The sequence below is a fragment of the Sphingomonas yabuuchiae genome, from assembly GCF_001477495.1.
GTDB classification, from domain to species: Bacteria; Pseudomonadota; Alphaproteobacteria; order Sphingomonadales; family Sphingomonadaceae; genus Sphingomonas; species Sphingomonas yabuuchiae_A.
On record NZ_LDTF01000013.1, the window covers coordinates 15,694 to 33,470 of the forward strand.

At 66.3% G+C, this 17,777-nt stretch carries 19 protein-coding genes; 13 read left to right on the forward strand and 6 right to left on the reverse strand.

The genetic code is table 11. The features are described 5' to 3' along the window. Positions 1–4 precede the first annotated feature (4 nt). Positions 5–307: an ArsR/SmtB family transcription factor gene (locus NS355_RS04315; RefSeq protein WP_058744562.1), complete on the forward strand. Its 303-nt coding sequence runs from the start codon at positions 5–7 to the stop codon at positions 305–307. Between the two features lie 5 nt (positions 308–312). Then, positions 313–483, forward strand: a complete 171-nt coding sequence (locus NS355_RS04320; protein ID WP_056436918.1) for a metallothionein — start codon at positions 313–315, stop codon at positions 481–483. Between the two features lie 71 nt (positions 484–554). On the opposite strand, the gene NS355_RS04325 is transcribed toward NS355_RS04320, so the two are convergent. The 3 genes from NS355_RS04325 to NS355_RS04335 all read right to left on the reverse strand — a co-directional run bounded on the left by NS355_RS04325 (position 555) and on the right by NS355_RS04335 (position 3,900). After that, positions 555–1,952, reverse strand: coding sequence for a UdgX family uracil-DNA binding protein (locus NS355_RS04325; protein WP_058744563.1), 1,398 nt, complete (start codon positions 1,950–1,952; stop codon positions 555–557). Between the two features lie 151 nt (positions 1,953–2,103). Beyond that, entirely contained in the window at positions 2,104–2,589 is a 486-nt protein-coding gene (locus NS355_RS04330) for a hemerythrin domain-containing protein (protein WP_058744585.1), read from the reverse strand. Positions 2,590–2,655: 66 nt separating this feature from the next. Then, positions 2,656–3,900: a putative DNA modification/repair radical SAM protein gene (locus tag NS355_RS04335; RefSeq protein WP_058744586.1), complete on the reverse strand. Its 1,245-nt coding sequence runs from the start codon at positions 3,898–3,900 to the stop codon at positions 2,656–2,658. A gap of 106 nt (positions 3,901–4,006) precedes the next feature. On the opposite strand from NS355_RS04335, the gene NS355_RS04340 reads away from it, so the two are divergent. Together NS355_RS04340 and NS355_RS04345 are read left to right on the forward strand one after the other, a co-directional pair. After that, the gene (locus NS355_RS04340) at positions 4,007–4,720 is read left to right on the forward strand and encodes a DUF4163 domain-containing protein (protein ID WP_058744564.1); all 714 of its coding nucleotides are present in this window, start codon (positions 4,007–4,009) and stop codon (positions 4,718–4,720) included. A gap of 45 nt (positions 4,721–4,765) precedes the next feature. After that, on the forward strand, positions 4,766–5,134 hold the full coding sequence (locus NS355_RS04345; RefSeq protein WP_244489552.1) for a VOC family protein: 369 nt from the start codon (positions 4,766–4,768) through the stop codon (positions 5,132–5,134). On the opposite strand, the gene NS355_RS04350 is transcribed toward NS355_RS04345, so the two are convergent. Together NS355_RS04350 and mnmA are read right to left on the reverse strand one after the other, a co-directional pair. Continuing rightward, complete coding sequence (locus NS355_RS04350) at positions 5,125–5,397, reverse strand: UvrB/UvrC motif-containing protein (RefSeq protein WP_058744566.1); 273 nt, start codon at positions 5,395–5,397, stop codon at positions 5,125–5,127. The genes NS355_RS04345 and NS355_RS04350 overlap by 10 nt on opposite strands. A gap of 15 nt (positions 5,398–5,412) precedes the next feature. Beyond that, on the reverse strand, positions 5,413–6,510 hold the full coding sequence (mnmA, locus tag NS355_RS04355) for a tRNA 2-thiouridine(34) synthase MnmA (protein WP_153008041.1): 1,098 nt from the start codon (positions 6,508–6,510) through the stop codon (positions 5,413–5,415). A 176-nt stretch (positions 6,511–6,686) separates the two neighbouring features. Here mnmA and NS355_RS04360 point away from each other — a divergent pair, with 176 nt between their 5' ends. The 3 genes from NS355_RS04360 (at position 6,687) to NS355_RS04370 (ending at position 7,720) form a co-directional block, all read left to right on the forward strand. Beyond that, on the forward strand, positions 6,687–6,917 hold the full coding sequence (locus tag NS355_RS04360) for a hypothetical protein (RefSeq protein WP_058744567.1): 231 nt from the start codon (positions 6,687–6,689) through the stop codon (positions 6,915–6,917). A 95-nt stretch (positions 6,918–7,012) separates the two neighbouring features. Beyond that, entirely contained in the window at positions 7,013–7,312 is a 300-nt protein-coding gene (locus tag NS355_RS04365; protein WP_056437202.1) for a DUF1153 domain-containing protein, read from the forward strand. A 150-nt stretch (positions 7,313–7,462) separates the two neighbouring features. Next, positions 7,463–7,720, forward strand: a complete 258-nt coding sequence (locus NS355_RS04370; protein WP_042483991.1) for a GlsB/YeaQ/YmgE family stress response membrane protein — start codon at positions 7,463–7,465, stop codon at positions 7,718–7,720. A 140-nt stretch (positions 7,721–7,860) separates the two neighbouring features. Here NS355_RS04370 and NS355_RS04375 read toward each other — a convergent pair whose 3' ends face one another. Next, the gene (locus tag NS355_RS04375; RefSeq protein ID WP_058744568.1) at positions 7,861–8,613 is read right to left on the reverse strand and encodes an SIMPL domain-containing protein; all 753 of its coding nucleotides are present in this window, start codon (positions 8,611–8,613) and stop codon (positions 7,861–7,863) included. A gap of 219 nt (positions 8,614–8,832) precedes the next feature. Between NS355_RS04375 and NS355_RS04380 the strand changes: the two genes are divergently transcribed. The 6 genes from NS355_RS04380 (at position 8,833) to NS355_RS04405 (ending at position 17,771) form a co-directional block, all read left to right on the forward strand. Then, entirely contained in the window at positions 8,833–10,011 is a 1,179-nt protein-coding gene (locus tag NS355_RS04380) for an efflux RND transporter periplasmic adaptor subunit (protein WP_058744588.1), read from the forward strand. A 1-nt stretch (position 10,012) separates the two neighbouring features. Continuing rightward, positions 10,013–13,219, forward strand: coding sequence for an efflux RND transporter permease subunit (locus tag NS355_RS04385; protein ID WP_058744569.1), 3,207 nt, complete (start codon positions 10,013–10,015; stop codon positions 13,217–13,219). Positions 13,220–13,482: 263 nt separating this feature from the next. After that, complete coding sequence (locus tag NS355_RS04390) at positions 13,483–14,688, forward strand: DUF445 domain-containing protein (RefSeq protein ID WP_058744570.1); 1,206 nt, start codon at positions 13,483–13,485, stop codon at positions 14,686–14,688. Between the two features lie 97 nt (positions 14,689–14,785). Beyond that, the gene (locus NS355_RS04395) at positions 14,786–15,892 is read left to right on the forward strand and encodes an ABC transporter permease (RefSeq protein ID WP_058744571.1); all 1,107 of its coding nucleotides are present in this window, start codon (positions 14,786–14,788) and stop codon (positions 15,890–15,892) included. Next, on the forward strand, positions 15,892–16,809 hold the full coding sequence (locus NS355_RS04400) for an ABC transporter ATP-binding protein (RefSeq protein WP_058744572.1): 918 nt from the start codon (positions 15,892–15,894) through the stop codon (positions 16,807–16,809). The genes NS355_RS04395 and NS355_RS04400 overlap by 1 nt, the downstream gene beginning before the upstream one ends. Continuing rightward, positions 16,809–17,771, forward strand: a complete 963-nt coding sequence (locus tag NS355_RS04405) for an MlaD family protein (RefSeq protein ID WP_058744573.1) — start codon at positions 16,809–16,811, stop codon at positions 17,769–17,771. Before NS355_RS04400 ends, NS355_RS04405 begins: the two co-directional genes overlap by 1 nt. Positions 17,772–17,777: the final 6 nt, after the last annotated feature.

Sequence of the window (17,777 nt, forward strand, 5' to 3'; positions counted from 1 at the left end):
ATGCATGACACCGGATGAGGGCGCGTTACTGGCCGATGTGTTTCGCCTTTTGGGCGAGCCCAATCGGCTGCGGCTGGTGGTCGCGTGTCTGGATGGGCCTCGCACCGTCGGCGAGCTGACGCAGGACGTCGGCGTGAGTCAGAGCCTGGTTTCGCAACATCTACGGTTGTTGCGCGCCGGGCGCTTGCTCAAGCAAAGTCGGCAGGGGCGCAACGTGCTTTACGAATTGCCCGACTGTCATATCCGGACCATGCTGACCAACATGATGGACCATGTGCTCGAACCCGATTCCCTAGACGAGGAGTAAGTCGAATGGCCGTCACCGTCGATCAAGTGAAGTGCGCCTGCGCCGATTGCGTCTGCATCGTCAGCGTCAACAATGCCATCGAAGCCGAAGGCCGCAGCTTCTGCAGTGACGCCTGTGCCCAGCATCATGAGGGCGGCACGGGTTGCGACCATGCCGGTTGCACCTGCCACGGCTGATCCTTTCGGAGAGCCGGGTGCCGATCGCACCCGGCCCGCTTATGGTCAACAATGAAGCGCTGGCCGCCGCTTCACGATAGTGCTGCAGCGGCCAGTTTCAGGTCGTCCACGAACCGCGCATATTCGACCTCCTTTGCCGCCGGATCGGGCAGGCGGAGCAGATAGCTCGGATGCACCGTGATGAAGGCCTTGCCGCCATCGGGCAAGGTGAGCGCCTTGCCGCGCTCGCGGCCGATCGTCATCACCTTGCCGAACAGCGATCGCGCCGCCGTCGCGCCCAAGGCCACTGTCACCTGAGGCTGGATCAGCAGGCGTTCCTGCTCGACCCACCAGCGGCACGCCTGGATTTCGCCCGCGTTGGGCGAGCTGTGGATACGGCGCTTGCCGCGCGGCTCGAACTTGAAATGCTTGACCGCGTTGGTGACGTAAGCGGTCGCGCGGTCGATCCCGGCTTCCGCCACGGCGCGGTCGAACACCTGACCGGCCGGGCCGACAAAGGGATGGCCCGCCAGATCCTCCTGGTCGCCGGGCTGTTCCCCGACGAACATCAGGGCGGCATCGACCGGTCCCTCGCCGAACACCGTCTGGGTCGCGGGCGCGTGGAGGGGGCAGCGGGTGCAGGTCATCGCCTCGTCCCGGAGCGCCATCCAGGCCGCTTGCGCATTGCCGCCGCGCCCGGTCCGTACATCCGTCTTGGCCGTTGCGATCATACCCGTCTCCCGCGCCTGCGCGCCCGCGATCAATTCCGAGACCAACGCGGTTTCCGGCATGTTTTTCCAGTATTTGCGCGGCATCTCCTTGAGCATCGCGCCGATCTTCACGCGGGCGGGATTGAAGATGCTGGCATAATAGGTCTTCCACACCGTCTCGGTCGGATCGCCCTCCGGCGCGTCGGCCTTGCGCGCGCCGGGACCTTCGGCGAGCGTCTTGCCGTCCCAGTGGAGCGACACCTCAGGCGTCAGGATCGACCAGCGCATCGTGGTGAAGCGGTTGACGAAGAACGCCGCATTGGCCCGCACGATATGATGTTCGGGCTCGAACCAGGCGACATAGCGCGGGCCGTCGTCATCCTCGGTCTCGCGAAAGCGCAGGAAGGCGCGCATCTTGTGGATGTCGCGCCGCACCGCCTTGGCCAGTCGGTCGAGGCGGCGGATCAGCGGATCGGCCTGATCCTCGATCAGCCGGGGCTGACGGCGCAACCGGTCGAGCGCGGTGTGGAGCAACGCGAAACGCTCGGGATCGTTGGACAGGATGACGCTGCGCGCAAGGTCGATGAAGCCGCGCGAAACGTTGAAGCGGGGGGCGGCGGCGGCCGGATTGTCCTCAGCGACCGCGCCGAACAAATCGGCGGGCTGATCGCCGACCTGCCATACGACCTGATCGGGCGGCACGCTGTCGGCAATCAACCCCCGCGCGGCGTCGCGCCAGGCTTCGAAATCGTCCGCTGCGGGAAGGGTTATGATGCGCACAGCGTCTCAATCCTCCCCGGCACGGGGAGGTGGCAGGCCGCAGGCCTGACGAAGGGGGCGTGCCACATAGGTCATCCCGTGGGGCACACCCCCTCCACCATGCTTCGCATGGTCCCCCTCCCCGTGCCGGGGAGGATAGCGTCGCTCCCGCTCAATCGCGCTCATCGCCGCCGGGCGGATTGGCCTTCGCCTCCTTAGCCTCGATCGGCTTCCGGGTTTCGTAGATGTCGGCGAGCTTCTGCTCGGTCGCGTCGTCGAGCTCCTTCTCGGCGGCGGGGAACATCTCTTCCTCTTCCTCGTCGATATGATGCTCGTAGCGATGGCGCATGTGGAAGAATTTGGACTCCCACTCGTCCGATGCGAAGTCGAGGTCCATCATCTCGCCGAGCAAGTCATCGATCTCCTTATGCTCGGACACCGAGTGGCGTGCATCGTCGCGCAACTCGGGTTCGCCCAACATGGTGGCATAGAGCGACTCTTCCTCGGCGGCGGCATGGCTCTGAATCTCGATGCGGAACGCCTCGAACAGCTTCTTGCGCTTGGCTCCGTCCCCCTTCAGCTCGGCGAGTTCCTTCAGCATCTCGCGCTGCTTGTCGTGGTCGCGCTTCAGATCGGCATAGATTTCGGCGGTGGCCATGATCGTCTCCTTCGCATGGCCCAACGGTGGAACATGACGCCCGTTTCACCCGCGAATCACTCTCATTCAGGGAAAGAGTTCGAGCTGCTTGTGCTCAGGCTTGACCAGCGGTCTCAGGTCCGCGCGCTCGGCCAGCGCGACAGGACGCCAGTCCTCCGCGATCAGGAAGGGACGCAGCTTGGTGATCGAGACGGTCAGCCGCCCGACATCCTCCAACCGCAGCTTGCGCCATTTGCGGGTGGCAATGATCCGGTCGACCGCCTTTACGCCCAGGCCCGGCACGCGCAACAGCATCTCGCGCGGCGCACGGTTCACGTCGACGGGAAAGTTCTGGCGAAATTTCAGCGCCCAGGCAAGCTTGGGATCGATGTCGAGCGGCAACATGCCCGTCGCCTCGTCCGCCGCCGCCGCGACCTCGTTCGGCCGATAATCGTAGAACCGCATCAACCAGTCGGACTGGTAGAGGCGGTGCTCGCGCATCAGCGGCGGGCGTTGCAGCGGAAGCACGGCCGAGGCGTCGGGGATCGGGCTAAACGCCGAGTAATAGACGCGGCGCAGACGGAACCGATCGTACAAGGTCGCGGCGCGCCCGACGATATCGCGGTCGGTCGCGGCATCCGCGCCGACGATCATCTGGGTCGACTGTCCCGCAGGCGCGAAGCCGGGCGCGGACTTGTACTTCTTCGCCGCGTCCGTTCGATCCTCGATCGCGGTCTTCACATCGGCCATCGCGCCTTCAATTCGGCCCGCATCCTTTTCAGGCGCGAGGCGACGGAGCCCGCCGACCGTCGGCAGTTCGACATTGATCGACACCCGGTCGGCATGAACCCCGGCCAGGCGCACCAGTTCGGGATCAGCGTCGGGAATCGTCTTCAGATGGATATAGCCCCGAAAGCCGTGATCCTCGCGCAAAGACCGCGCGACCTCGACGATCTGCTCCATCGTATAGTTGGACGACTTGATGATGCCCGAGGAGAGGAACAGCCCCTCGATATAATTGCGCCGGTAAAAGGCCAGCGTCAGGTTCACCACCTCCTGCGCGGTGAAGCGCGCGCGGCGGACGTTCGACGACTTTCGGTTGATGCAATAATGGCAGTCGAAGATGCAGCTGTTGGTCAGCAGGATCTTCAAAAGCGAGATGCAGCGGCCATCGGGGGCATAGGCGTGGCAGATGCCCATGCCCTCGGTCGAGCCGATCCCCTTGCCGTCGCGGCTGTTGCGTTTCGACGTGCCCGACGACGCGCAGGACGCGTCATATTTCGCGGCATCGGCCAGGATCGCCAGCTTCTCACGGGTGTCGAGTTGCGCCATGCGTTCGATATATGTTCGCATCCATGGCGGGGCAAGCGGAACTCCGCCAGTCATCGGCCGTACAGCCCGTCCGGTCCATATTGCCGGTATTGAGGGGAGACGATGGATGCGTAAGGTGATGATCGCGCTGGCTTTGGTCGGTGCCGCCAGCCCGGTTGCGGCGCAGGTCGTGACACGCGAGGTCAAAACCGCCGATTACGAATTCAGCTATGCCTATCCGGCGGCGGCAGGCCGGATCGCAGGGCTGAAGGCGTGGCTCGACGCCGACCGCTCACGCATCCAGGCGAAGGCGGCGCGCGACGGGGTGGCGGCGCGTCGTGAGGCGCGCCAGTCGGGCTATCCCTATCACCGCTATTCCTTCGACAAGACGTGGAAGGTCGTGACCGACACACCGCGCTTCCTCAGCCTGTCGGGCGACAGCTATGATTTCACCGGCGGCGCGCATGGCTCGCCCGCCTCCCATGGGTTGGTCTGGGACAAGGCGGCGGGGCGGCGGCTGGACCCCAAGGCGGTGTTCACGTCGCTGCCCGCGTTCCAGACCGCGATCCGCATCGACTATTGCGCGAGGCTCAAGACCGAACAGGTGAAGCGCAATCAGGGTGATCTATCGTCGATGAACGCCTGTCCGCCGCTGAAGGACCTGACTGTGCTGCTGGGGTCGACCAATGGCCGCGCGATCGACCGGATCGGGCTGATTGCCGACCCTTATGTCGCGGGTTCCTATGCCGAGGGGGCGTATGAGGTCACGCTGCCGGTGACGCGGGCGATCCTTGGGGCGGTGAAGCCGCAATATCGAGGGGCGTTTGCGGTGCGGGGGTGATATGCTTCGGTAGCGGCGAAGGGGGAGCGGCTGCGATTGAATCAGGTGACGGTTGGTGCGACCGATTTCGAGGCGAGCGTCCGCTTCTACTGCGATCTGGGTCTGCGCCTGATCGTCTCATCGCGCGGCGAATATGCTCGGTTCGAAATGCCGGAGGGGGATGCCACCTTCTCCATCCACCTGCAAAGCGAAGCACCGGGCGATGGACCGATCATCTACTTCGAGGTCGATGACGTGGATGCCGCAGCTGCCCGATTCACGGCACGAGGCGGTAGGTTGGAATCAGGCCCGGAGGATCAGCGTTGGCTTTGGCGGGAGGCACGGCTGCGCGACCCCGCCGGTAATCAGCTTTGCCTGTTTCAGGCGGGAATCAACCGGCGCTTTCCCCCGTGGCGGATCGAAGATCACCCCTGACGCCGCCCGCGCCCTTTTGTCATCGGATCGGGCTTTTTCGGCGGCACCCAGCCTTCGGGGGGTTCGGGGCGCGATTGGCTGGTGCCCAGGCCCATGGCCCCCGGCTTTTGTCGGGTCAGGCCGCTGGTGTCGACCGCGACATCCTCCGCCCCGCCGCGCAGCAGGTTGATCCGGTCGCGCAGGGCCCGTGCCTCCTCGAAGTCGAGGCGTTCGGCGGCCGCTTCCATCCGGCGGCGCAATTCTTCGAGGGTGGGGACGGTCATGCCCCGATCAACGCCTCAGGCAGCGATGCGTGCCGCCTCGGTCTCGGCGATCCAGCCGCCGCCCAGCACGCGGTCGCCGTCGTACAGCACCGCCGCCTGGCCCGGCGACACGCCATATTCGGGCGCATCGAACACCAGCCGGTCCTCGACCATGCGAGCGGGCACCGGCTTGGCCATGGAGCGGACCTTGGCGAAGAGCGGGCCGTCGAGCGGTCCCAGCACGTTCATGGCCGTCAACCGCGCCGCTTCCACCGCCAACGCGACGCGCGGGCCGACGACGACGCGCTTGGTGTCGGGCTCCAGCCGGACGACATAAAGCGGCTCGGGGCTGCCACCGATTTCCAGCCCGCGCCGCTGGCCGACCGTATAGTGAATCAGCCCGCGATGCTCGCCCAGCTTGGCGCCCGACAGATCGACGATGTCACCGCGCGTATCCGCTTCCGGACGCAATTTTTTCACGAGACCCGCATAGTCGCCATCGGGCACGAAGCAGATGTCCTGGCTGTCCGGCTTGGCCGCGACGCCCAGACCCAGTTCGGCGGCGATCTCGCGTACCCGCGACTTGGGCAGTGCGCCCAGCGGGAAACGCAGAAAGTTCAGCTGCTCCTGCGTCGTGGCGAACAGGAAATAGCTCTGGTCGCGCGCGGGATCGGCGCCGCGATGCAGCTCCGCGCCGTTCACCCCCTCGACCCGCCGGACATAATGGCCGGTCGCCAGACAGTCGGCGCCCAGATCGCGCGCCAGCTTCAGCAGGTCGGTGAATTTCGGCCCCATATTGCACTGGACGCAGGGGATGGGCGTGCGCCCGGCCAGATATTCGTCGGCGAAGCGATCGACCACCTGGGTGCGGAAACTGTCTTCGTGATCGAAGACGTAATGCGCGATACCCAGGCGATCGCACACCGCGCGCGCGTCGCGGATATCACGGCCCGCACAGCACGCGCCGGCACGGCCCACCGCCTCGCCATGGTCATAGAGTTGCAGGGTGACGCCGATCGTCTCGGCCCCCGTGGCATGGGCAAGCGCGGCCACGACCGAGCTGTCGACACCGCCCGACATCGCGACCACGATCCGCTTGGCCCGGGGATCGCCCCCAAGCTGAAAGTCCACCATCTGCTCCATGGTGGCCCCCATACGCCTTTCGCGCGCGTCATGCAAAAAAGCGAAGCGTCCGTCCGGGCGAAGACGGGCAAGCCTCGTGAAAAAGGGAGAATAGTTTTCGGCCTTTACCCGGCTTTCATATCCCGCCGATAACAAGGGCACTCACCCATCGGGATTGGACCGCGCTTTTGGACCTGAGTTTCAACCGTTTCGATCGGGATACCGAACTGACGGTGCTGCCGCCGGACCTGGCCGTGCTGATGGTCGGTGCGACGGCGCGGCAGGCGGCCAGCCCGACCGCGGCGGTGCAGGCCGGTTTTGTCCGTGTGTCCCCCGATCCGATGCTCTTCGCCCCGCTGGACGGGGCGTTCAACGGGCCGATGGCGCGGGCCATCGTCGGATGGAACAGGAATGAATGATCCGTTAACCTTTCGATTTTAGGCGATGTTCAAGGGCACATGGTAGAGCGGCCCTACAGACGACATGGGGTAGGGAGCCCCAACGAGGTTTGATGATGATCGAGAATCAGAAGATCCGCCCTGCCAAGGTAATCGGGCCGCTCGGCGAACCGCTGACGCTCGACAACCTTCCGCCGCCCAGCACCACGCGCTGGGTCGTCCGTCGCAAGGCGGAGGTGGTCGCGGCCGTCAATGGCGGGCTGCTTTCGGTGGACGAGGTCTGCGACCGTTATGGCCTGACCGTCGAGGAATTCGCCGGGTGGCAGCGCGCCATCGATCGCTCGGGAATGCCGGGCCTGCGCGTCACGCGCATCCAGCATTATCGCTCGCTCTACGAGCGCCAGCAGAAATACTGAGTCCCGAAACCCAGGACGGAATAAAAACGATCGCATCGTTGACATTTTCAAAAACGCTTCGTCGAATTGCCGGTACGGCCACGGAACAATAGCCACATTCGCACGTCTTTTCCCCGTGTCCCGCTCGCGGGCCCAACGGAGGGAAAGACAATGGGTATTATCCTGTGGCTTATCGTCGGTGGTGTCATTGGCTGGCTGGCCAGCATCATCATGCGTACCGATGCTCAGCAGGGCATCTTCCTGAATATCGTCGTCGGTGTGGTCGGCGCGTTCATCGGCGGCCTGATCTTCGCAGGCGGTTCGATCAACAATGCCGGTCTGACGCTGACCTCGTTCCTCGTTTCGCTGCTGGGCGCCGTTGTCCTGCTGGCGATCGTGAACCTGGTTCGTCGCGGTCGGGTGCGTTAAGCAACGCATTCGCTCGTCGAGCCGGAAAGGGCCGTCCGGGAAACCGGGCGGCCTTTTCGTGTGTCGGGTATGGTGCGGGCCTCGACCGGCCCGCCGCAAGGATCGCCCCCATGCCGTCAAGGCGATGGGGGCGATGTCGTTCAGTTCAGCAGGAAGCGGACCGAGACATTGACGGTCACGTCGCGCTCGCCCGGCGCGATGCTGGTCTTTTCCATCGCGTCCGATCGCATGGCCGAGGCGCGGAGCATCACCGGCGGCTGGGGGCCGCCCGCATCCGCACCGTTTTCGGTGATCGACACGATCCGCGCGACGCGCAAGCCCGCCGCCTTGGCATAAAGCTCGGCACGGGCGCGGGCACGCTGGATCGCATCGGCGCGGGCTTCGTCCAGCGCGGCGTCGGGCTTGTCGATCGACAGATTGGGACCATCGATCTGGTTCGCCCCCTGCGCCACCAGTGCGTCCAGCACGCTGCCCGACTTGGCGACGTCGCGGAAGCGGACGCTCAGCGTGTTGGTCGCCTGATAGCCGGTGATGACCGGCGGCACATTGTCGCCATAACGATATTGCGGCTGGAGCTGCACGGTCGCGGTCTGGATATCGCGGTCGGCGACCCCGGCGCGCTTCACGGCGGCGAGGACCCGTGCCATGCGCTGCGCATTGTCGGACAGGGCGGCGGCGGCGGTCGCCCCCTGGCTGACCACCCCGGCGCGAATCGTCGCCAGATCGGGCACGCGCGTCGTGCGTCCCTCGGCGGACACATCCAGCACCGTCCCGGCGGCGGGCACCAGCGGCTCTACCGTGGTGGGGGCGGGCTGGGTCTGCGCGACGGCGGTCAGCGGCGTCAGCGCGGCGGAGGCCATCGCGGCCAGCAGCAGGTATTTCTTCATCGACATCTCCCTTGTGATGATCGTCTCACGACTATGGACCAAGGCTTTGACGCCTCATGGCAAAACAGGCGATGAACGCATGGCGCCCACCTTGGAGCCGCCGCAATTCGGGCCTACCAAAAGACACTTGAGTGGTGTGCTACATTTCTATAACACAGCGCGGATGGGCGCATCCTGCAAGGCAATGTGCGCACGATGGATGCGGTTCGGGGATCGATGACGAACATGAATTACGAGACGGGGGCGATCGGTGGCGGCCGACATCTGGAGCTGGAGGGGCCGGTATCCACGCCGCGCAGGCGCTGGATCTGGATCGTCGTGGCGGTCATCGTGCTGGCGCTGGCGGGCTGGTTGCTGTTCGCGCCCAAGAAGCATGAGGCGGAGCAGGGTGCGGGGGCAGGCACGCAGGTGCCCAACATCACCGTCGTCGTTCCCGGCCAGCAGGCGGTCAGCCGGGTGATCTCGGCCACCGGCACGCTGGCCGCACGCCGTGAGATGCCGGTCGGCGTCGCGGGCGAGGGGGGCATGATCACCCGCGTCCTGGTCGAGCCGGGTCAGTGGGTCCGTACGGGGCAGGTGCTGGCGACCGTCGACCGCTCGGTCCAGACCCAGACCGCCTCAGCGCTGAACGCGCAGGTCTCGGTCGCGCAGTCGGACCAGCAGATCGCACAGGCCGAACTCGACCGCGCCCAGCAGCTGGTCGATCGCGGCTTCATCTCCAAGGCCGATCTCCAGCGCCGCACCGCGACCCGCGATGCCGCCGCCGCCCGCGTCCGCGCGGCGCAGGCGACCTTCCGCGAGGCGCAGGCGCGCAACGGCCGTCTCGACATCCGCGCGCCCGCCGATGGCCTGATCCTGACCCGCGCCGCCGAGCCGGGCCAGATCGTCAGCTCGGGCTCGGGCGTGCTGTTCCGCATGGCGATGGGCGGGCAGATGGAGCTGCGCGCGCAGCTGGCCGAGGCGGATCTGGTCGGCCTGTCGGTCGGCGCCCCCGCCACCGTGACCCCGGTCGGCGGCGACAAGAGCTTCAAGGGTGAGGTGTGGCAGGTGTCGCCCGTCATCGACCCGCAGACGCGTCAGGGTGTCGCGCGCATCGCCCTGTCTTATGACCCGGCGCTGCGTCCCGGCGGTTTCGCCGCGGCAACGATCCGCGGCGGTGCGGGCCATGCCCCGGTCCTGCCGGACTCGGCGATCCAGAGCGACGACAAGGGCAGTTTCGTGTATATCGTCGGGGCCGACAACAAGGTCGCGCGCCGTGACGTCAAGATCGGTCAGGTATCCGACGATGGCGTGACCATCGCCTCGGGCCTGAAGGGGACTGAGCGGGTGGTGCGTTCGGCGGGTGGCTTCCTGGCGGCCGGGCAGCTGGTCCGCCCGATCCTTGCAGGCCAGGAGGCCAAGTAAGATGAGTTTCCGCAACATCTCGGCCTGGGCGATCCGGAACCCCGTTCCGCCGATCGTCCTGTTCGTCGCACTGACTCTGGCGGGCATCGTCAGCTTCATGCGGATGGACGTGAACAACGACCCCGATATCGATTTCCCGATCGTCGTGGTCCTCGTGAACCAGCCGGGTGCGGCACCGACCGAACTGGAGACGCAGGTCACCCAGCGGGTCGAGGCGGCGTTGCGGAACTTGCAGGGCGTCGACCAGATCACCTCGACCGTGACCGAGGGCACGTCGCAGACGCTGGTCCAGCTCGACATCGGCACGCCGATCGATCGTGCGGTCAGCGATGCGCGCGACGCGATCACCCAGATCCGCTCGATGCTGCCCGACGGCATCCTCGAGCCGCAGGTCATCCGCGTCGATTCGACCGATAACGACCTTGCCAGCTATTCGGCGGTGGCGTCCAACATGACGCCCGAACAGCTCAGCTGGTATATCGACAACAACGTCACCAAGGAGTTGTTGTCGGTTCCGGGTCTCTCCAAGGTCATCCGCAACGGCGGCGTGACGCGTGAAATCCGCGTGATCCTCGATCCGCTGAAGCTCCAGGCGCAGGGGCTGACCGCCAGCGAGGTCAACGCACAGCTGCGCATGACCAACCTGAACGCCGCCGGTGGCCGCGCCGAGATTGCGGGCACCGAACAGGCCGTCCGCGTGCTGGGCAATGCGCGCAACGCCTATGACCTGGGCCAGACCCAGATCAACGTGCGCGGCGGCCGTACCGTGCGCCTCGCCGACATCGCCACCGTGCGCGACCTTTACGCCGAACAGCGTTCGCAGGCGGCGGTCGACGGACGGCAGGTCATCAGCTTCGACTTCCAGCGTGCCAAGGGCGCTTCCGACGTCAGCGTCTTCAACGGCGCCGTCCAGAAGCTGAAGGACTTGGAAAAGCGCAACCCGGAGGTGAAGTTCGTCCTCCGTTCGAACAGCGTGAAATACACCGAGGCGCAATATGAAAGCGCCATCCATGCGATGATCGAGGGCGCGGTGCTCGCCGTCATCGTCGTCTTCATCTTCCTGCGCGACTGGCGGGCGACGGTGATTTCGGCGCTGGCGATCCCGCTGTCGGCGATCCCGGCCTTCTGGTTCATGGACCTGCTGGGCTTTACGCTGAACCAGATGACGCTGCTGGCGCTCAGCCTGGTGGCGGGCGTGCTGGTCGACGACGCCATCGTGGAGATCGAGAATATCGTGCGCCACATGCGCATGGGCAAATCCGCCTATCAGGCGTCGATCGACGCGGCGGACGAGATCGGCCTCGCCGTGCTGGCGACCACCATGGCGATCGTCGCGGTGTTCCTGCCGGTCGCGTTGATGCCCGGCGTTCCGGGCCAGTATTTCAAGAATTTCGGCCTGACCGTGGTCGTCTCGGTGCTGATGAGCCTCGCGGTCGCGCGCCTGATCACGCCAATGATCGCGGCCTATTTCCTGAAGTCCGCCGGTCATGCCAGCCATGGCGAGGGCAGGCTGATGGATGCCTATATGGCGACGCTGCGCTGGTCGCTGCGTTATGACCGGCCGACCGACGGCGTGAAGCGCGGGCGTCTCCGTCGCCTGCTGGGGCGGTTCCGCGACCACCGCCTGTGGGTGATCGGTATCGGCTTCGGAGCCTTTGCGCTGACCATTGCCATGTTCGTCATCATCCCCAAGACCTTCCAGCCGCCGCAGGACAATGACCAGGCGGTCGCCAAGATCGAGATGGTGCCCGGCACGACGCTGGCCCAGACCGATGTCGTCGTGAAGCGTGTCGCGTCCTTCCTGAAGACGCAGCCGGACGTCGAGTCGGTCTATTCGCGCACTGGCGTTGGCAATGGCCGCGTCGTCGCGACCCTAAAGGAGGATCGCTCGATGAAGAGCACCGACTTCGAACGATCGCTGGCGCCCGAATTGGCGGCGATCCCCGATGCGCGCGTGTCGTTCCAGTCGCAATTCGGCTGGGGCTCGAGCGGGCGCGACCTGACCATTACGCTGGGCGGGGACGATCCCGCCGTGCTGCGCGATACCGCCAACAAGATCGTGGCCCAGATGGGGACGCTGCCCGGCCTGATCGCGCCGCGCATCGTCGGCAATCTCGACCGGCCGGAAATCATCATCCGCCCGCGCCTCGACCTGGCCGCCAATCTGGGCGTGACGACGCAGGCGCTGTCGAGCGCGATCCGTATCGCGACGCTGGGCGATATCGACCAGAATTCGGCCCGCTTCTCGCTGTCCGATCGTCAGGTGCCGATCCGCGTCGCGCTGGACCAGAATGCCCGCGCCCGCCTGTCGACCATCCAGAACCTGCCGGTGCAGACCCAGACCGGCGGCTCGGTGCCCCTGAGCGTCGTCGCCGAGATCGGTCTGGGTGCCGGGCCGACCCAGATCGACCGCGTGAACCAGCGGCGTCAGGTGACGGTCGGCGCCGATCTGGCGAAGGGCGTCATCAGCGGCGACGCGATGAAGAAGGTCCACGACCTGCCCATCATGAAGGACCTGCCCATGGGGGTCAGCGAGATGGTGCTGGGCCAGGCCAAGATGCAGGCGGAGATGATGGCCAACTTCTTCACCGCCATCATCTCGGCAGTGTTCCTGGTCTTCGCGGTGCTGGTCCTGCTCTATCGCCGCTTCCTGCCGCCCTTCGTCAACATGGCGTCGCTGCTGCTGGCGCCGCTGGGCGGTTTGCTGGCGCTGTATTTCAGTGGCAATCCGCTGTCGCTGCCAGTCTATATCGGGTTGCTGATGCTACTGGGCATCGTCGCCAAGAACTCGATCCTGCTGATCGACTTCGCGCTGGAGGAGATCGCCAAGGGCGTGCCCATCTATGAGGCGGTGGTCGATGCGGGGCACAAGCGCGCCCAGCCGATCGTCATGACCACGGTCGCGATGGTCGCGGGCATGATCCCGACCGCGCTGTCGCTGGGCGGTGACGGATCGTGGCGCAGTCCGATGGGCGTGACGGTGATCGGCGGGCTTGCGCTGTCGACGATCCTGACCCTTCTGATCGTCCCTGCGGCCTTCAGCCTGTCGGTCGGTGTCGAACGCTGGATCGGACCGCGCCTGGGCCGACGCCTGCTGACCTACAAGCCCGGCGACGAGCTGGGCGGCGGGCCGGTGATCGAGGGTCCCGCCGGCGGCCCCGCGCTGCCCCCCGCCACCGGCAAGCTGGGCTACGATCCGGCGGAGTAAACAATCCTCCCCGGCACGGGGAGGGGGACCAGCGAAGCTGGTGGAGGGGGAGCGCCGCATAGGTTGACCCGTGTGGAAGCCCCCCTCCGTCAGGGCTTTCGGCCTGCCACCTCCCCGTGCCGGGGAGGATCACCTTTGCCCCCTTTCGTTACGCTCGGGAAAGATTCCTCTTGAACAAAGCCGCCCTTCGCGAATTGTCCTAGGTGATGGAACTCGCAATGCGATCGGGGGGTAGCCAGACCGTTCCAGCCGCCCTGCGGAAGATGCGGGTCTTGGCCACCGGGCTGCTGGTCGGCATGGCGGCGCTGTATCTGGTGTCGCGGGGGCTGCAGCCGCTGCATCCCGCCTGGGGCTATGTCCGCGCCTTTGCCGAGGCGGCGATGGTCGGCGGGCTGGCGGACTGGTTCGCCGTGACCGCGCTGTTCCGCCACCCGCTGGGCCTGCCGATCCCGCACACCGCGATCGTGCCGCGCAACAAGGACCGGATCGGCGACACGCTCGCCAATTTCCTGCGCACCAATTTCCTGATCCCCCGCGTCGTCGCGCGGCGCATGGTCCGACTGGACGTGGCGGGCGCGGCCGGGCGCTGGCTGGCGCAACCGCCGCAGGAGGGCGGGCGTATCCGGCGCGGGGCGTCGCGCCTGTTCGCCGAGATGCTGACCGCCTTCGACCCACAACGGCTGGGCGGCATGGTCAAGGCGGGGATCGGATCACGGCTGCGCGCCACCGAGATCGCGCCGATCCTGGGCCAGTTGCTGAAGGCCAGCATCGCCGAAGGGCGGCATCTGCCGTTGCTCGATTCCGTGCTGCGCTGGGCGGCGTCCGCGCTGGACGCCAACGAAGCGATCGTCCGGGCGATGGTGCATGAGCGGGCGGGCGCGATCCTGCGCTGGACCGGGCTGGACGAAACGCTGGCCGACAGGCTGATCGACGGGCTGCACAAGCTGCTCCACGACGTCGCCGAGGATCGCGATCATCCGCTGCGCCAGAAGATCGAGGAAGGGCTCGATCGCCTCGCCTGGGACCTGCAATATGATCCCGACATGCGCGCCAGGGTGGAGGCGATGAAGGCCGAGCTGATCGCCAATCCGGCCATGCAGCGCTGGCTGGACGGTCTGTGGGAGCAGGCGCGTGAGGCGTTGCTGCGTATGGCGCGCGATCCGCAGGCGGTGACCGCAGGGCGGCTGGGCGATGCCATGCGCCAGCTGGGCCAGACATTGCAGGACAATCCCCGGCTGGCGGCGACGATCAACCGCTTCGTGCGCCGGGCGGCGGCGGGCATCGCCGCCGATTATGGCGATGGCATCGTCCGGCTGGTGTCGGAGACGGTGCGGGGCTGGGATGCCGACACCGTCACCTCGAGGCTGGAGAATGCGGTGGGCCGCGACCTGCAATATATTCGCATCAACGGGACATTGGTGGGCGGCAGTGTCGGTCTGATCCTGCATCTGCTGGATCACCTGCTATGAAAACGTCACGCCGTCGTATAATTACTGCCGCCAGTCGATTCGTCGTGGGAACGAAGCGCCTTGTCGATACACCCGCTTTCCCGCAAAGAGGCAGTTGATGAACGCCAAGGCCGATTATCAACATGACCCGGCCGACGGGGGAGCGCTGCGCTTCACCGGCAGCCTTTCGCTGGCGACTCTGGGCGACTTGCCCGAGCGGCTGGACCGCGAGGATTCGGCGGTCCGGCGTATCGACCTGTCGCAGGTCGACCGGATCGACACGGTCGGGGCCTGGCTGATCCACCGCTTCGCCGCGCGCAACGACGCCGCCATCGACGGTCTGGACGACGACCGGCGCCACCTGTTCGCCAAGGTGACCGAGGCGGATCAGCCGGTTGCGATGCGTCCCAAGCCCGTCAGCCCCTTTGCGCGCGTCGCTGGCGAGGTGGGCGATGCGGTCGTCGCCGCCTTCCAGACCCTCTATGGCCTGCTCGGCTTCATGGGCGCGACGGTGCTGGCCGGGTTGGCGGTGATCCGCCATCCGCGCCGCTTCCGCTTCAACGCGGTGGTACATGAATTCGAGACGGTCGGCGTCTCGGCACTGGCCATCGTCGGCCTGATGAGCTTCCTGATCGGCATCGTCATCGCGCAACAGGGCGCGGTGCAGCTGCGCCAGTTCGGTGCCGAGGTGTTCACGATCAACCTGGTCGGCCGGCTGACCCTGCGCGAACTGGGCGTGCTGATGACCGCGATCATGGTCGCGGGTCGCTCGGGATCGGCCTTCGCCGCGCAGCTCGGCACGATGAAGCTGACCGAAGAGATCGATGCGATGCGCGTCATCGGCGTCTCGCCGATGGAGGCGCTGGTGGTGCCGCGCACCATCGCGGCGATCACGCTGATGCCGCTCCTGGGCTTCTATTCCTCGCTGATCGCGATGATCGGCGGCTGTTTCCTGGCGGCGGTGTCGCTGGGCATTCCGCCCGTCACCTTCATCGCGCGTATCCGCGAAGTCGTGCCGATCACCGACCTGTATGTCGGCCTGATCAAGGCCCCGGTGTTCGGCGCGATCATCGCAATCGCGGGCTGTTTCCAGGGGATGCAGGTCAAGTCGGATGCCGAGCAAGTCGGCCTGCGCACCACCGCCGCCGTGGTGCAGGCGATCTTCCTGGTGATCGTGCTCGACGCCTTCTTCGCGGTCTTCTTTACCTGGATCGGATGGGATTGATGGCCGAGCAGGACGAACATCTCATCCAGGTCCGCGGCCTGCGCAACAGCTTCGGCGAGCAGGTCATCCATGACGGCCTAGACCTCGACGTGCGCAAGGGCGAGATTTTGGGCGTGGTCGGCGGGTCGGGCACCGGCAAGTCGGTGCTGATGCGGACGATCATCGGCCTCCAGACCCCCGATGCGGGCGAGATCACCGTTTTCGGCGAGCCGACCATCGGCCGCGAGGCGACCGAGGCGGTCGATGTGCGCAAGCGCTGGGGCGTGCTGTTCCAGGGCGGTGCGCTGTTCTCGACGCTGACCGTCGCGGAGAATGTCGCGGTGCCGCTGCGCGAATTCTACCGTGAGCTGCCCCAGGCGTTGATGGATGAGATCGCGTCCTACAAGGTCGTGATGACCGGCCTTCCCGCCGATGCGGGGCCGAAATATCCGGCCGAGCTGTCGGGCGGCATGAAGAAGCGGGCAGGGCTGGCGCGTGCGCTGGCGCTCGACCCCGAACTGCTCTTCCTCGACGAGCCGACCGCAGGCCTCGACCCGATCGGCGCGGCGGCGTTCGACCAGCTGATCGCGTCGCTCCAGAAAACGCTGGGGCTGACCGTCTTCCTGATCACCCACGACCTCGATACGCTTTACGCGATCTGCGACCGGGTGGCGGTGCTGGCGGACAAGAAGGTGATCGCGGTCGGCACGATCGACGAGCTGATCGCGCTCGACCATCCGTGGATCGAGGAATATTTCAAGGGGCCGCGCGGCCGTGCCGCCGTCGCCGCCAAGGACGAGGTGGCGGACATCCGCCCCCGTTCGGCCGAGGCCGACGCCGCGCGCCACCCCACCGAAGTCGACGCCCATGCCACGGGACAGCGGTCCCAGGGCAATGCGGCCGATGCCCATGCGAGAGGCGAAGCAGGGACACGCTGATGGAAACCCGTTCGAACCACGTCCTTGTCGGCTCTGTCGTGCTGATCCTGCTCGCAGTGCTGGCCATCTTCACCGTCTGGATCGCCCGCCTGGGCGGCACGTCGGAGAAGGAATATGACATCTTCTTCCGCCAGTCGGTGGACGGCCTGGCCAAGGGCTCGGCGGTCACTTACTCGGGCGTGCCTTCGGGGCAGGTGAAGGAGATCGCGCTGTGGCGCCCCGATCCGCAATTCGTGCGGGTCCGCGTCTCGGTCAACGAGCAGACGCCGATCCTGCAGGGGACGACCGCGTCGATCTCGGCCAGCTTCACCGGCACCAGCACCATCTCGCTGGACGGCGCCCGCAAGGGTGCGCCGCCGATCACCTGTCCGCAGCCCGACAACAAGACCGTCTGCCCTTACGGCGTGCCGGTCATCCCGACCAAGCAGGGCGGCATCGGCGCGATCCTGAACTCCGCGCCGCAGTTGCTGGAGCGGCTGTCGACGCTGACCGAGCGGCTGACCGGCCTGTTGTCGGACCGCAACCAGGCGTCGATCGCGGGCATATTGGACAACACCAACCGCCTGACCGATGCGCTCGCCGATCGCGGGCCGGAGATCGCCGCGACGCTGGCCCAGACCCGCGTGGCGATCCAGCAGGCGGGTGACGCGGCCCAGTCGATCGGCCAGCTTGCGGCCACCACCAACGGCATCCTGGCCGAGGATGTGAAGCCGACCATCGCCAATCTGAACCGCACCATCGCCTCGGCGCAGAAGAGCGCGGACACGCTGAACGCGGCGATCGGCGATGCGCGGCCGGGCCTGCAGACCTTCTCGAAGCAGACGGTGCCCGAGGTGGATCGTCTGGTGAAGGATCTGCGCGTGATGACCCAGTCGCTGTCGGCGGTCGCCGAAAAGGTCGACCAGCAGGGCGCAGGGTCGCTGATCGGGCAGCAGAAGCTGCCGGACTATAAGGGCAAGTGAGGATGC